The sequence below is a fragment of the Oribacterium parvum ACB1 genome (genome assembly GCF_000238055.2).
Lineage (GTDB): Bacteria > Bacillota > Clostridia > Lachnospirales > Lachnospiraceae > Oribacterium > Oribacterium parvum.
Map to the genome: position 1 here is coordinate 912,695 of NZ_KE148312.1, position 13,050 is coordinate 925,744.

Annotated in this window: 17 protein-coding genes; 1 reads left to right on the top strand and 16 read right to left on the bottom strand. The window is 44.7% G+C overall.

Features of this window, described 5'->3' with window-relative positions; genetic code table 11:
- Nucleotides 1–21: 21 nt before the first annotated feature.
- The 12 genes from rpsQ to HMPREF9625_RS04260 form a co-directional block, all read right to left on the bottom strand.
- Nucleotides 22–276 (bottom strand): 30S ribosomal protein S17, encoded by a 255-nt coding sequence (gene rpsQ / locus HMPREF9625_RS04205; protein WP_009535756.1) that lies wholly within the window; start codon nucleotides 274–276, stop codon nucleotides 22–24.
- Nucleotides 277–293: 17 nt separating this feature from the next.
- Entirely contained in the window at nucleotides 294–497 is a 204-nt protein-coding gene (gene rpmC, locus HMPREF9625_RS04210) for a 50S ribosomal protein L29 (RefSeq protein WP_009429537.1), read from the bottom strand.
- A complete protein-coding gene (gene rplP / locus HMPREF9625_RS04215) occupies nucleotides 497–925 on the bottom strand; it encodes a 50S ribosomal protein L16 (RefSeq protein WP_009428107.1) in 429 nt (142 codons plus the stop codon). The genes rpmC and rplP overlap by 1 nt, the downstream gene beginning before the upstream one ends.
- Nucleotides 926–927: 2 nt before the next feature.
- Nucleotides 928–1,590 carry a 30S ribosomal protein S3 gene (gene rpsC / locus HMPREF9625_RS04220; protein ID WP_009535757.1) on the bottom strand — a complete coding sequence of 221 codons (663 nt, stop codon included), beginning with the start codon at nucleotides 1,588–1,590 and terminating at the stop codon, nucleotides 928–930.
- A gap of 13 nt (nucleotides 1,591–1,603) precedes the next feature.
- Nucleotides 1,604–1,993 (bottom strand): 50S ribosomal protein L22, encoded by a 390-nt coding sequence (gene rplV / locus HMPREF9625_RS04225; protein WP_009429205.1) that lies wholly within the window; start codon nucleotides 1,991–1,993, stop codon nucleotides 1,604–1,606.
- A 29-nt stretch (nucleotides 1,994–2,022) separates the two neighbouring features.
- Nucleotides 2,023–2,301 (bottom strand): 30S ribosomal protein S19, encoded by a 279-nt coding sequence (rpsS, locus tag HMPREF9625_RS04230; protein WP_007157676.1) that lies wholly within the window; start codon nucleotides 2,299–2,301, stop codon nucleotides 2,023–2,025.
- Nucleotides 2,302–2,320: 19 nt separating this feature from the next.
- A complete protein-coding gene (gene rplB, locus HMPREF9625_RS04235; protein WP_009535758.1) occupies nucleotides 2,321–3,166 on the bottom strand; it encodes a 50S ribosomal protein L2 in 846 nt (281 codons plus the stop codon).
- Between the two features lie 69 nt (nucleotides 3,167–3,235).
- Entirely contained in the window at nucleotides 3,236–3,535 is a 300-nt protein-coding gene (rplW, locus tag HMPREF9625_RS04240) for a 50S ribosomal protein L23 (RefSeq protein ID WP_009535759.1), read from the bottom strand.
- Nucleotides 3,535–4,155 (bottom strand): 50S ribosomal protein L4, encoded by a 621-nt coding sequence (gene rplD / locus HMPREF9625_RS04245; protein WP_009535760.1) that lies wholly within the window; start codon nucleotides 4,153–4,155, stop codon nucleotides 3,535–3,537. The genes rplW and rplD overlap by 1 nt, the downstream gene beginning before the upstream one ends.
- A 25-nt stretch (nucleotides 4,156–4,180) precedes the next feature.
- Entirely contained in the window at nucleotides 4,181–4,810 is a 630-nt protein-coding gene (rplC, locus tag HMPREF9625_RS04250; protein WP_009535761.1) for a 50S ribosomal protein L3, read from the bottom strand.
- A 44-nt stretch (nucleotides 4,811–4,854) separates the two neighbouring features.
- Nucleotides 4,855–5,172, bottom strand: coding sequence for a 30S ribosomal protein S10 (gene rpsJ, locus HMPREF9625_RS04255; protein ID WP_009429182.1), 318 nt, complete (start codon nucleotides 5,170–5,172; stop codon nucleotides 4,855–4,857).
- A gap of 450 nt (nucleotides 5,173–5,622) precedes the next feature.
- On the bottom strand, nucleotides 5,623–6,711 hold the full coding sequence (locus tag HMPREF9625_RS04260) for an FAD:protein FMN transferase (protein ID WP_009535762.1): 1,089 nt from the start codon (nucleotides 6,709–6,711) through the stop codon (nucleotides 5,623–5,625).
- Between the two features lie 407 nt (nucleotides 6,712–7,118).
- Here HMPREF9625_RS04260 and HMPREF9625_RS04265 point away from each other — a divergent pair, with 407 nt between their 5' ends.
- Nucleotides 7,119–7,838: a hypothetical protein gene (locus HMPREF9625_RS04265; RefSeq protein WP_009535763.1), complete on the top strand. Its 720-nt coding sequence runs from the start codon at nucleotides 7,119–7,121 to the stop codon at nucleotides 7,836–7,838.
- A 3-nt stretch (nucleotides 7,839–7,841) separates the two neighbouring features.
- Here the strand turns inward: HMPREF9625_RS04265 and rfbH are convergent, their stop codons facing one another.
- The 4 genes from rfbH to HMPREF9625_RS04285 form a co-directional block, all read right to left on the bottom strand.
- Nucleotides 7,842–9,194, bottom strand: a complete 1,353-nt coding sequence (gene rfbH, locus HMPREF9625_RS04270; RefSeq protein WP_009535764.1) for a lipopolysaccharide biosynthesis protein RfbH — start codon at nucleotides 9,192–9,194, stop codon at nucleotides 7,842–7,844.
- Nucleotides 9,195–9,209: 15 nt separating this feature from the next.
- Nucleotides 9,210–10,013 (bottom strand): hypothetical protein, encoded by an 804-nt coding sequence (locus tag HMPREF9625_RS04275; protein WP_009535765.1) that lies wholly within the window; start codon nucleotides 10,011–10,013, stop codon nucleotides 9,210–9,212.
- Nucleotides 10,014–10,199: 186 nt separating this feature from the next.
- The gene (locus tag HMPREF9625_RS04280; RefSeq protein ID WP_009535766.1) at nucleotides 10,200–11,462 is read right to left on the bottom strand and encodes an FMN-binding protein; all 1,263 of its coding nucleotides are present in this window, start codon (nucleotides 11,460–11,462) and stop codon (nucleotides 10,200–10,202) included.
- Complete coding sequence (locus HMPREF9625_RS04285) at nucleotides 11,459–12,955, bottom strand: hypothetical protein (RefSeq protein WP_009535767.1); 1,497 nt, start codon at nucleotides 12,953–12,955, stop codon at nucleotides 11,459–11,461. The genes HMPREF9625_RS04280 and HMPREF9625_RS04285 overlap by 4 nt, the downstream gene beginning before the upstream one ends.
- Nucleotides 12,956–13,050: the final 95 nt, after the last annotated feature.

Genomic DNA, 13,050 nt, shown 5'->3' on the forward strand with positions numbered 1-13,050 from the left:
TGCTCCTTCCTTGCTCCTGTATTACTTCGCCTTCTCAATGATGGAAACGAGTCTCCATCTCTTGGTCTTGGACAAAGGTCTGGTTGCCATTACCTTTACTGTATCTCCCTCACCAGCCTCATTGTTTTCATCATGAGCGTAAATCTTAACGGTACGCTTTACGATCTTCCCAATAAGAGGGTGCTTCACGTGATCTTCGATAGCGATAACGATGGTCTTGTCCATCTTTGCACTAACCACCTTACCGGTACGGGTTTTTCTCAGATTTCTTTCCATTCTTCTGTTCTCCCTTCTCACGCTTTCGCTTTCTCAGTGATAACAGTCTGAATCCGAGCGATGTTTTTCCGAACCTCGGTAATGCGGGCTGTATTATCCAACTGATTGGTTGCATTCTGGAATCGCAGATTGAAAAGTTCTTTCTTTGCGGAAACCAGCTCTTCATTCAGCTGCTCAGCTGACTTTGCCTTCAGCTCTTCTAAATAGGTATTCTTTTTCATTAGTTATCACCGCCTTCCAGATCTGCTTTTGCGACGATCTTGCAGTTACAGGGAAGCTTGTGAGAAGCAAGTCTAAGCGCCTCTCTGGCAACTTCTTCCGGTACACCGGCAATCTCGAATAAAACGCGGCCCGGCTTAATAACCGCTACCCAGTAATCGGTAGCACCCTTTCCGGATCCCATACGTACTCCTAACGGCTTAGCAGAAACGGGCTTATCCGGGAAAATATCGATCCAAACCTTACCACCACGCTTGATGTATCTTGTAAGGGCAACTCTGGCTGCCTCGATCTGATTGGATCTGATCCAACAAGGTTCCATGGAAACAATACCGAACTCACCGTGGCTAATGGTATTACCTCTGGTAGCTTTACCGGTCATTCTGCCACGCATCTGCTTACGGAATTTCGTTCTCTTAGGCATTAACATAGTTATTTCTCGCTCCCTTCCTTATTTTTCTTGGCAGGAAGAACCTCGCCCTTATAAATCCAAACCTTTACACCTAATTTTCCATAGGTTGTATCAGCTTCTGCAAATCCATAGTCGATGTCTGCGCGAAGAGTCTGAAGAGGAATGGTTCCCTCGCTGTAGAATTCTCTTCTTGCAATATCGGCACCACCAAGACGTCCACCTACGGAAGCTTTGATTCCGAGTGCGCCGGCCTTCATGGTTCTACTCATAGCCTGCTTCAATGCTCTACGGAAAGAAACACGGTTCTCCAGAGAAAGCGCAATGCTTTCTGCTACAAGCTGTGCATCTCTATCCGGTCTCTTAATTTCCTTGATATCGATAAAGATGTTTCTGCTTGTGAACTTCTGTACTTCTTTCTTCAGCTTCTCAATTTCTGCACCGCCCTTACCGATAACATAACCCGGCTTAGCAGTGTAAATTGTTACGCGTACCTTATCCTCAGCTGCTCTTTCGATTTCAATCTTAGAGACATTTGCGGAATACAGTTTTTTCTTTAAAAACTCTCTGATCTTATGATCTTCGATAAGTGTATCAGCAAAGTTTTTCTTGTCTGCGTACCATTTGGAATTCCAGTCCTTAATGATACCGACTCTCATACCGTGCGGATTGACTTTCTGTCCCATTCCTTGCCTCCTTTTACTTTCTTTCGTCCAAAATAACAGTGATGTGAGAGCTTCTCTTGAAGATTCTGTAAGCTCTTCCCTGTGCTCTGGGATGAATTCTCTTTAATGTCGGTGCGCTGTTTGCGAAGCACTCTGCAACATAAAGCGTATCCCTATTCATATTGTTATTGTTCTCTGCATTTGCAGCTGCGGACTCAAGAAGTTTCTTAACCAATGTAGAAGCATATCTTGGGTTGTAGGTTACAATTCCTAAGGCCTCTTCCAATCCCTTGCCACGAATAGCATCTAAAACAAAGCAAGCTTTCTGTACAGATACTCTAGCATAAGAAAGCTTAGCGGAAGGTCTTTTATCGCTGTTTGCATTTCTCTCTCTTTTAATCTGAGATCTATGACCCTTTGACATTTTTCATGTCCTCCTTTCAATTATGCAGATTATCCTCTTCTCTCGTCGCCGTTACCGTGATGTCCGCGGTAAGTTCTTGTAGCAACGAATTCGCCTAACTTATGTCCAACCATATCCTCTGTAACATATACAGGAACATGCTTTCTTCCGTCATGAACCGCAATGGTGTGTCCAACAAATGACGGGAAGATTGTGGAACGACGAGACCAGGTTTTCACAACTGTCTTTTGATTCTGTGCATTCAGTGCATCTACTGCCTTTAAAAGACTCTGATCTGCAAATGGTCCTTTTTTAATAGAACGTGCCATTATTCTTTCTCCTCCTCAATTATTTGATGGCTCTACCATCACGTCTTCTTACGATAAGCTTATTGGAAAGCTTCTTCTTGTTTCTGGTCTTCAGTCCAAGTGCAGGCTTACCCCAAGGTGTGCAAGGTCCGCTCCGTCCGATAGGAGCTCTACCTTCTCCACCTCCGTGCGGGTGGTCGTTGGGGTTCATTACGGAACCGCGGACTGTCGGGCGGATACCCATGTGACGCTTTCTACCTGCCTTACCGAGGTTAATGAGGTTGTGGTCTCCGTTTCCTACTACACCGATGGTTGCACGGCACTGGATGGGAACCATTCTCATCTCACCGGAAGGAAGTCTTAAAGTTGCATACTTTCCTTCTCTTGCCATAAGCTGCGCAGCATTACCTGCAGAACGAACGAGCTGAGCGCCCTTACCCGGCTTTAACTCAATGGCGTGAATCTCGGAACCGACAGGGATAACAGCGAGAGGTAAGCAGTTTCCTACTCTTGCCTCAGCCTGTTCACCGGACATAACCTTCATACCGTCTGTCAAACCGTTCGGCGCAAGGATGTATGCCTTGGAACCGTCTTCGTAAGAAAGAAGAGCAATGTTTGCGGAACGGTTCGGATCGTACTCGATACCGATAACCGTTGCAGAAACGCCGTCCTTGCTATTTCTCTTGAAGTCAATAATTCTGTACTTCTGTCTGTTTCCACCACCGTGGTGACGAACCGTAATCTTACCCTGGTTGTTTCTTCCGGCAGTCTTCTTGTTTTTCGCCAGAAGGGACTTTTCCGGAGTCTTCTTTGTGATTTCAGAGAAGTCGGAACCGGTCATGTTTCTTCTGGACGGTGTATAAGCTTTATATGTCTTAATACCCATGAATACTTTTCTCCTTTTTTTCTTCCTGCGTATAATTGAGAAATTTTTTCACGCAGGTCTTTGCTTAAATTACAGAGCGCTGAAAATCTCGATTTCCTTGGACTCGGCGGCCAATGTAACGATTGCTTTCTTTCTCTTTGCTGTCTTTCCAAATACCATGCCTCTTCTCTTGGTCTTACCATCCAAGTTCATGGTGTTTACAGCCTTTACCTTTGTTCCTTCGAACATCTTCTCTACAGCTTCTTTAATCTGAACCTTGTTTGCTTCAGGATGAACCAAGAAGGTATACTTCTTCTCAGCCATGTCTGCCATAGACTTCTCTGTTACTACAGGACGAAGGATTACATCAAAATATTGTAAGTTAGCCATTATGCGTATACCTCCTCAACCTTTAAAAGAGCCGCCTTCGTAGCTAATACTGTGCCATATCTCAGAACATCATAAACATTTAATTCGTTTACCTGAGCCGTCTTTACATCCTGAATGTTTCTTGCGGAAAGCACGGTATTCTTATCATTTTCATCTAAAAGAACGAAAGCCTTCTGTACATTGAGGGCATTAAGCATGTTTTGGAAATTCTTGGTCTTGATTTCATCAAAATGAATCTCATCCACAACAATCAGCTTATTCTCTGCCACTGCATTGGATAATGCAGACTTTAATGCAGCTCTCTTCTCTTTCTTGTTCATGGTAGTGGTGTAATCTCTCGGTGTCGGAGCAAATACTACTCCGCCGCCCTTCCACTGCGGAGCGCGAATGGAACCCTGTCTTGCATGACCTGTTCCCTTTTGTCTCCAGGGCTTTCTTCCTCCTCCGGAAACTTCCGAACGAGTTAAGGCTTTCTGTGTGCCTTGGCGTTTATTGGCAAGCTGTGCCACAACTGCAAGGTGTAATAAGTGCTCGTGAACCGGAGCGGCGAAAATCGCATCATTCAGATCCATCTTGCCAACTTCCTTACCCTGCATATTAAATACAGATACGTTAGCCATTACTATGTTCCTCCTTCCTTTCGTCTTAGGACTTTACAGCTTCTTTGATAGTAACAAGAGCTTTCTTCGGTCCGGGAACTGCACCTTTCACAAGGATAATCCCCTTCTCCGCATCAACACGCGCTACAGTAAGATTCTGCGTTGTCACCTTTACTGCACCCATGTGGGAAGGCATTGCCTTACCGGGAAGCACTCTGGATGGTGTTGCGGATGTACCGTTAGATCCCTGATGACGATGAAACTTGGAACCGTGAGCCATCGGCCCTCTGTGCTGTCCATATTTCTTAATAGCAGATGCAAATCCCTTACCCTTGGAAGTAGCACTTACGTCTACCTTATCTCCCTCAGCAAAGATATCTGCCTTAATCTCATCTTTAACCTTATACTCTTCTGCATTCTCAAAACGGAATTCTCTTAAGAATCTCTTGTAAGAAACGCCGGCCTTGTCGAACTGTCCCTTAAGAGGCTTGTTCAAAAGCTTCTCTCTCTTCTCTAAAAATCCCACCTGAACTGCCTTGTAACCGTCGTTCTCAAGGGTCTTCACCTGGGTAACTACACAGGGACCTGCCTGAAGTACAGTTACTGGAATCAACACGCCGTTTTCATCCCAAATCTGTGTCATTCCTACTTTTGTTGCCAAAATAGCTTTCTTCATCTGTTCTCCTTTCTACAGCGGAACCTCATCGGTTCATACTAGAATTATTTGTTTTTCATCTTGATGTCTACGAATACACCTGCAGGCATCTCCAGTCTCTGAAGACTGTCCATAGTCTTTTGGTTCGGATTGATGACATCAATCAATCTCTTGTGTGTCCTCTGCTCAAACTGCTCGCGAGAGTCCTTGTACTTGTGTACCGCACGAAGGATGGTAACTACTTCCTTCTTCGTGGGAAGTGGTACAGGGCCGGAAACCTGAGAACCTGTCTTTTTGCAGTTCTCTACGATTTTTGCGGCTGATTCGTCCACAAGGCTATGCTCATAAGCCTTTAAGGTGATTCTCATTACTTGACTTGCCATAAAAAAAGTCGCCTCCTATCGGGTTATTGACGATAAGTTGGTGACTGTACACGTTTCCGCGCGTATCTTATACAAATACACACGCCGCACCCGCTGCTTGGTGCTTAAATTGTAGTACAGTGACCTGCCGTCAGTTTCTAAACTTGACATTCGCTCCGGAAAGTTCTCTGTAGAAACTTATGCCTTACGGTTTTCGCTTCTATAGTAATCTTCTCCTTCATCGCTATCATGCCACAGCCGTACAAGGATAACATAAAGTCCGTGGTCTGGCAAGGTATTTTTTGCAAGTTTTGTATTAAATAGGAAACAATCAAAAATCTCTATTTCTTCTTATGGAGCGGCTTTGCTTGTACATAGACTTCTTTTTTCCACGCCTCCGAGCGTGTCATAAATACTATAACAAAAAAGGAGCCTTGTAAAGCCCCTGTTTTATAAATAAAAAAAGATATTTTATTCAGCACCGACTTTTTTTAAGAAATGCTCGGTATATTCCATGCCGTGATCTGGTTCCACCCACATCGCTTCTATTTCTATTGCGTATTCCCTCCGCATCTTTTCAAGCAGCTCTTTCCCATCTTCCACAGAAAGGATAAAGAGTGCCGTCGAAAGCGCATCCGCTATACCGGAGTCCTTTGTCAGAATGGTCACAGAGCGGTGCAGGTTTGCAGGATACTTTGTTTCGGGATCCACAATATGCGCATAACGGACTCCATCCACGGTAAAATAGCGCTCATAGTCGCCGCTCGTCACCAAAGAAACATCTTCAATTTCTCCGGAAACAGCGTAGGGTTCCTCCTCCGTGCCATCTATATAGAAGGGATTTTGTACCGGACAAACCCACTTGGCACCGTCCCCTTTCTTTCCGATTGCTCGAAGATTTCCCCCTATGTTTAAAAGATAAGCTTTACCGCCTGCCTTTTCTAAAAGCTCTGCCGCTTTTTCCACTGCCCAGCCCTTTGCGATTCCTCCCACATCTAAACGAAGATACGGATCCTTAAAAAACACGGTCATACTCTCTTCGTCCAAGATTAAATCTTCTATATTGCAGTGCTTGGCAGCCTCTTCCAAATCCTTTGCATCCGGTAGACTTGCATTTTCCGGATTAGCAATCCCTGCCTCTCGCTTCTCATGCCAAAGGGAAAGGACCGCGCCATAGGCTATATTAACTTTTCCGTTTGTTTGCTCGTAGATTTGCTTTCCGAATTGCAACAAAGACATAATTTCCGGCTCCACTTTCACAGGCGCTTTTCCGGCCTCCTCATTGACCTTCTTCAAATTTTCCAAGTCAGGATAGTCCGTATAAACATCAAAAAGCTTATGATAATGCAGCAAAGTCTCATGGACCAGTGTCGATTTTTCTTGAAACGCTTTCTCCGATTCTTCATATCCGATGACCATGGAGGCCGTATCAAAAACATCGGTAAACTGATCCTGATATCTTTCTTTCCTTCCGCAGCCCACTATTGAAAAAGCAAGGAGGACAAGCCCCAGAAAAGCCCAAAGTCTCCATGATTTTTTTTCCCAAAAATAGATTCTCATTGTACTGTTTCAACCTCAATTTATATCTTTTTTCTACCTTTATTCCGATGGATTTTACGCAGTGTTCTCCATAATACAGGATTTAGTTAGGAAAAGCTACCTTTTTCACTCTGTATAAATTCGATTCTCTCCGGCTCTATACTGATACTCTAGACTGATTTACTGCCCTTATAGACAAAAAAGTTATTCTTTGCTCTTCTTTTTCCGATAGACAGATAGATAGCCAAGTGCTGTTGAAGTAGTTAGACGCAACCGGAAGCAACCGGAAGCAACCGGAAGCACTCAGAAACAATCAGAAGTAGTTGAAAGGAGTTGGAAAAGTTTGGAGTCGTTGTAAAGAGTAAGAGTAGTCGAGAGTAAAAAGTTGTAAGTAGTGGTGAGGACTTTTCAGAAAGGTACGGAAGTAAATGATTAGAAGATGGAGTTGCCTCTTTCTTCTTTTGCTTTTCCTCTTTCCCGCAAAGGAAACATCGGCACAAAACGGAAATTGGATTATGCAAAAGCAGGAATGGACGTATGTTGATGAATATGAAAAGGTTATTCCGGGCTGGGTGAAATATAAGGAATACTGGTATTATATTGACCCTGCCCGAGAACGCATGCTCACAGGTTGGCTTCTTTATGGAGGAAAATGGTATTTTCTCAGCAACAGATCAAAAAGCCTGGGCAAAATGTACTGCTCCTGGTGCATTATAGACGGCTATGCTTACTATTTTGATGAAAACGGTGCCATGGCGGAAAAAACCACAGTCCAAGGAAAATATCCCGTAAATGAAAACGGACAGTTCATTGGAGAAGACGGCAAAGCAAAGTACTATGAAAAAAGTAATTTTCGTACAAAGCCAAGCACTGTAATGGATGAGCTTATGGCAAAGGCCGAAAAAGAACAGGAGCAGCTTTCTATTCCCAGAATTGCAGGAATAGGAAATCCGACCTTCATTACACACTTTGGCTATAACCCGAACGGAACCTTCGATCCCGGTCCCCAAAATCCATGGGCGAATAAAGAATATGTCGATATGCGGCAATATGACATGAAAGAAATCTTCCCGGAAGAAGTGCCTGATCCCCCTGACTATAATGATAATGAAGAGGAGGAAACCGAAGAGGAAGACGATGAAGAATAAGCTTTATTTTTTCTTACACTCTCTCATGCCCTCGTGAATCTTATCCACCATATACTGAAGCATTTCTTTCGTCATGCCCGGATAGACGCCGATCCAGAAGCTATGTTCCATAATATAATCGGTATTCTTCAGCTCTCCTACCACGCGGTACGCATCCGTTCCGCGAATTTGATCAAAGCAGGGGTGCTTTATCAGATTTCCGGAAAAAAGCAGTCTGGTCTGGATATTTGCCTTTTCGAGGAAAGCCGTCAAATCATTTCGTTTTACACCGGACTCCTCCTTCACGGAAAGCAAAAAGCCGAACCAGGAGGGATCCGCATTTTTAGCCGCTTCCGGAAGAATTAAGCCTTCTATATCGGAGAGCGCCTCCTTCAAAAAGGCCCAGTTCGCCTTCCTCTTCTCGATAAAGCGCGGGAATTTCTTTAACTGCTCCACACCGACAGCCGCCTGCATATCGGTTACCTTTAAGTTATAACCAAAGTGGCTGTAGGTGTACTTATGGTCGTATCCCTTCGGAAGTTGACCGTATTGTCCCGAAAAACGGTGCTTACAAAAATTGTCCTGTCCGGAGGGGCAGATACAATCTCGTCCCCAGTCTCTATAAGAAAGAATTAATCGGCCCAGCTTACTGTCATTGGTATAAACGCAGCCTCCCTCGCCCATCGTCATGTGATGCGGCGGATAGAAGGAGCTGGTGCCGATATCGCCGAAAGTCCCCGTAAAGCGGGTCTCTCCGTCTATGGTATAGCGGGATCCCAAAGCGTCGCAGTTGTCTTCGATAAGCCAGAGATGATGCTTATCACAGAATTTCTTGATAACTTCCAGGTTAAAGGGATTTCCCAGGGTATGCGCAATCATCACCGCCTTCGTTTTCTCGGAGAGCGCATCTTCCAGACGGCTTACATCAATATTGTACTCCGGCACCGTAACATCAAGGAAAACGGGAACCGCCCCGTACTGCAGTATGGGGGTCACTGTAGTAGGGAAACCGCAAGCCACCGTAATGACCTCATCTCCTCTTTTAATTTGCCTTTCTCCCAGTTCCGGTGCCGTAAGCGTCATAAAAGCAAGAAGATTGGCCGAAGATCCGGAATTGACCAGATAGGCGCGCTTTACGCCAATCCACTCCGCAAACTTCTTCTCAAACTCATCGGCAAAGCGTCCCGTAGTGAGCCAAAAATCCAAAGTGGCATCGGTTAAGGACAGCATTTCCTTCTCGTCAAATACGCGGGAAGCATAGCTTACTCTGTCTCCCGGCTCAAAATCTTTCTTCTGTTCCTTAAATCTGTGGTAATATTCCGCTACCAAATTCTTGATTTCTTCACGGGCCTCCGCTTCGCTCTTCCATTTTCCCATAAATCCTCTTCTCCTTTACTGCCCCATTCTCTCGCACCAGTTGGCATCCACATCATAGCCATAGGCATAAATCCGTCTGTAAGCCGACTCCTGCCAGCTTTCCCGGAAAGTTCCGTCTTCACTGATAAAGAAGTCCGCATTCATATATCGGATAATAATATAGCCGGAATCTTTCTGGTCAAAACCGTTTCCGCGGGAAAAATCAATTCCATTCCCCGTATTCCTACGCATGACCGCCTCGAGAACCGGGAGGGTGACTTCATTGATAGGCAGTTTCATGTCAGGAATATCGATGAAAAACCCGCCTTTTTCCTTTAGATAAACACAAAGATAGCCGAGTGTTCCGTTACTGACACACTTACAACGCTTAATGGCATGAAGGGGAATCTGATGCTTTGCCCCGATAATCACACCGTCCTTCAAGATAATATCCTTCTCTCCCAAGGTAAAACCGAGGTCGGTTTCCAGGCTATCCAGATTGTTCGGAAAAGCGCTCCCTAATTTACTCGCGGAAAGCGCCACAAGAAGTGCTTTTGTTTCTTTAATATTGTGCCCGTTATTCCAAGCTTGGGTATCCAGTTCAAACTCGGGAATCTCCTTACTGTCTTTCAAGTAGCAACGCACGTCGTAATTCTGATTGGAATTGCAATAGTTGGTAATGAGGGTTCTTTTTATCGCTGAAAAAGGAAAGGAAAACGCCTTCTTTCCATTTGCGCTCTGATAAGAAAAACCATCCTTGGAAACCGTTAAGCTGTGCCCGCCTCCCAGCATTCCTTTCGCTTCAAAATGAAATGTTTCCGTGTCGAAAATTGTACGCATCTCTTCTCCTCTTCCTTATATAACAATCACTTTAGACAAGATTTTGCAGGCTTCACCTGCTCCACATGTTAAGAACTAAAAAAGAATGCGCTGTGCTGCGCATTCTTTTCCCGAAAGCAAAACGCAAGGATATTGTAGTATTGCAAAACAAAAATAGCAATGCCCTTCTCCAATTCCTACCGTTTCCTATTGTTTCGCCTGTTCCAAAGCCTTTTCCACCGCATGGGCAATGCCCTCGCTACTGGTGGTGGCTCCCGCCACGGCGTCCACATCGGTGCTTTGCTTTTCCAGAATTTCCGGAATTACCTTCTTCTGTGCGTCAAAGAAATATTCCTCATCGTCCTTCGTTTTCACAATGTCAATAGCTGTCATCTTTCCGCCGGAAATGGTGACCTTCACCTCCACATTGCCATTGTAAGCAGAAGCCTTTCCAAAGTATTCTCCGTCTTTATAAGTACCTGATGCACTATTCGCATCCACAGCTTTAGAATCGGAAGAAGCAGCCGTAGAATTCGCAGAGGCTTTATCTCCGCTAGCTTCTAATGCAGAATCACTTTTCTCCTCCCCGTTTCCGATGCTTTCCACACTTCCTTTATTTTCGGCTGCATTGTCCGCACTTTCCTTGCTTTCCGCTACGGTTTCCTGCGCTCTGATTTTATCTACATTTGCTTCCAATGCGGCGCGGTATTTTCCGGCACTGTAAAAGACGCTTAGAAAAAGACAGACAATCGGTAAAATCCCCCCAATGCGAAGCAGCGGGACTGCCTTTTTCTCCCTAGACTCCTTCTGCACTCTATACTGCCTGATTCGTAAGAATCCGTAGAATCCAAAAATGAAGCTGTAAAGCATCAGGGTGAAGAAATACTCTCCCTTTCCTCGAATCAACGCTCCTTGATAGATAAAGAAAATGTGCAGATACAAAAGCAGGTAAAAAAGATAAGACCAATTTTGTAACCTCTTCCAAGTCTTAGCCTGCATTTTCCGCCGAACGGTCTGAAAGGAGGTAATAGTGAGCGGAATTAACAAAAGAATCATGAGGCAAGACACGATAGCCGCATGAAGCTCCATCAGACTGATGTGGCCCTGTCCAAGGAATAAGGCGCCAAAGTATTTTCCGCCAAAGGCCAAGTTATGGGCTAAAGTAATCAGAGATGCACAAATAGCCATTTCCCCTCGAAGAAGATAGATGGTCTTTCTTCCGGAAAAGCTCTTGGGAAGCACCGGTGCCAGCATAACTAAGATAAAGAGAGAGCCTGCGAGTATTCCCCTTTGCATGATTTTCTTAAAAAAGAAGTCCAAAAAGGGAAGTCCTCCCTCCCTTGGATAAAAAATACTCACCAAGGAAAGGAGGATGCAAATCCCATATAACACTGCCGGCTTCTTCTTTACTGCTTTTCCAAAGAAATGGAAAAACGCCAAACTGCATAGTAAAGTAAGAGTCAGAATCATTGTACAACTACCTCAAACTGTACATCAGGATATCCGTCAGCCTTGATGCTTACCGGATAGGTTCCGGGGCCGTCAAAGTACTTCACTTCCTTATCATCCTTCTTATATGTAGCATCCGTATTCACGCTGCCGTCTTCATTGAAAATATTCTTTCCGAATCTTCTTCCGGCACCGCCCTTAAACTCCTGCTCTCCGATGGTTGCAGAACTTGTGGAGGCAATGTAGTTTGCAATCGTCAGCTGATCTGCATTATCAGCAAGGCTTAACTTATTGTTTTCAAAATGGAAGTCCTCCGCCTTTAAGCCGGATTCTACCAAAACAGTAAAGGATACATCGGAAAGATTGTCGTTAGAGAATACCAGCTGATACTTTCCGGGAGTCATCTCCTTCGGCAGTACCAAAACTCCTGCCGTTTCCGTATTTACATCGCCCTTAACCTCACTCTTTTTACTGAGAACCTTACTAAGGCTGTAGCTATCTTCTCCGGTAGAAAGCTGATAGTTAACCTTCGTTCCTTCCGGACTATAGCTAACCTTCTCATCTCCGCTCACCTTGTACTCTGCCGGCGCAATCTTCTTTACATGAAGGTCTACAGGAATCTCCACATCATCCTCATCCATTAAGAAATAGGTGATTTTCACAATATCCTTGTCCTGCAGATCTTCAAAGCGTTTGAATTCCTTCTGTGCTTTATGGTTTTTATCTTCGAAAGCCACCGCGGAAAATGCCAGCTCTTCCGGCTTTAACCAGATATTGTCCTCATGCTTTAAGCCATACTTCGCACCGTCCTTGGTTTCCAGAATCGCTCCCTGTACAATTTCGGAGTCGATATCCAAACCGTCTACATCAATCTCATAATTCCCATAGGAAGAAGTAGTGGTAATATCTGCTTTTGCATCCTTTGCTTCCGTAGTGGTACCCTGCGTCTTGGAAAGGGTTCCGTCAGAATTTAATACCTTATACTCCTTCGGTTCCGTACTCACTTCACTTTCAATCGCTCCCATCAGGGTAAGAAGCGCGTTCTTGCTTTCCTTCTTCTCCTCTAAAGCCTTCTTGGCATCCTCATAGAGAGACTTCGGAATCGCAACATTTACATGCTTAATTCCCTTATAAACGGAGCCTTCTCCCTCCACTGCACCGTCCGCCATCACAAACTTCTCCACCTTCTCCTTCGTGGGAGAACTTACACTGTCATACATTCCGGTTTCACGAAAGCCGTCCTTCGCTACCTTGTCTTCCGCATCGAGCTGTGCCTTTACGTCCTTTCCCTCTTCCGGGGCAATATCCTTTAATTCTCCATAGTAAAAGTCCGCATAGGGAACCGTCATTTTCACAAAGACATAATCTGCTTTTTCCTCTGCTGCCGCAGTGGTTTCTGCCGCCTTTTCCGTGCCTTGTGCGGTAGTGGATACATCCTCCTGTTTTTTTCCGCAAGCCAATACGGAGGATGCCAAAATGATTGCCGATGCCCCAAGAATCCAATGTTTTCTCATAATTCCCCTTTCCTTCCATTTAACTGCTTCTCACTATCCTGTAAGATCCCAGAAAAAACGAGATATCACTCATTTCCCTTCTTAAAGCAAGATAC

Excerpts from the sequence above, each read along its gene's own strand:
- rpsQ (WP_009535756.1), bottom strand. The coding sequence starts at position 276 with ATGGAAAGAAATCTGAGAAAAACCCGTACCGGTAAGGTGGTTAGTGCA.
- rpmC (WP_009429537.1), bottom strand. The coding sequence starts at position 497 with ATGAAAAAGAATACCTATTTAGAAGAGCTGAAGGCAAAGTCAGCTGAG.
- rplP (WP_009428107.1), bottom strand. The coding sequence starts at position 925 with ATGTTAATGCCTAAGAGAACGAAATTCCGTAAGCAGATGCGTGGCAGA.
- rpsC (WP_009535757.1), bottom strand. The coding sequence starts at position 1,590 with ATGGGACAGAAAGTCAATCCGCACGGTATGAGAGTCGGTATCATTAAG.
- rplV (WP_009429205.1), bottom strand. The coding sequence starts at position 1,993 with ATGTCAAAGGGTCATAGATCTCAGATTAAAAGAGAGAGAAATGCAAAC.
- rpsS (WP_007157676.1), bottom strand. The coding sequence starts at position 2,301 with ATGGCACGTTCTATTAAAAAAGGACCATTTGCAGATCAGAGTCTTTTA.
- rplB (WP_009535758.1), bottom strand. The coding sequence starts at position 3,166 with ATGGGTATTAAGACATATAAAGCTTATACACCGTCCAGAAGAAACATG.
- rplW (WP_009535759.1), bottom strand. The coding sequence starts at position 3,535 with ATGGCTAACTTACAATATTTTGATGTAATCCTTCGTCCTGTAGTAACA.
- rplD (WP_009535760.1), bottom strand. The coding sequence starts at position 4,155 with ATGGCTAACGTATCTGTATTTAATATGCAGGGTAAGGAAGTTGGCAAG.
- rplC (WP_009535761.1), bottom strand. The coding sequence starts at position 4,810 with ATGAAGAAAGCTATTTTGGCAACAAAAGTAGGAATGACACAGATTTGG.
- rpsJ (WP_009429182.1), bottom strand. The coding sequence starts at position 5,172 with ATGGCAAGTCAAGTAATGAGAATCACCTTAAAGGCTTATGAGCATAGC.
- HMPREF9625_RS04260 (WP_009535762.1), bottom strand. The coding sequence starts at position 6,711 with ATGAGAATCTATTTTTGGGAAAAAAAATCATGGAGACTTTGGGCTTTT.
- HMPREF9625_RS04265 (WP_009535763.1), top strand. The coding sequence starts at position 7,119 with ATGATTAGAAGATGGAGTTGCCTCTTTCTTCTTTTGCTTTTCCTCTTT.
- rfbH (WP_009535764.1), bottom strand. The coding sequence starts at position 9,194 with ATGGGAAAATGGAAGAGCGAAGCGGAGGCCCGTGAAGAAATCAAGAAT.
- HMPREF9625_RS04275 (WP_009535765.1), bottom strand. The coding sequence starts at position 10,013 with ATGCGTACAATTTTCGACACGGAAACATTTCATTTTGAAGCGAAAGGA.
- HMPREF9625_RS04280 (WP_009535766.1), bottom strand. The coding sequence starts at position 11,462 with ATGATTCTGACTCTTACTTTACTATGCAGTTTGGCGTTTTTCCATTTC.
- HMPREF9625_RS04285 (WP_009535767.1), bottom strand. The coding sequence starts at position 12,955 with ATGAGAAAACATTGGATTCTTGGGGCATCGGCAATCATTTTGGCATCC.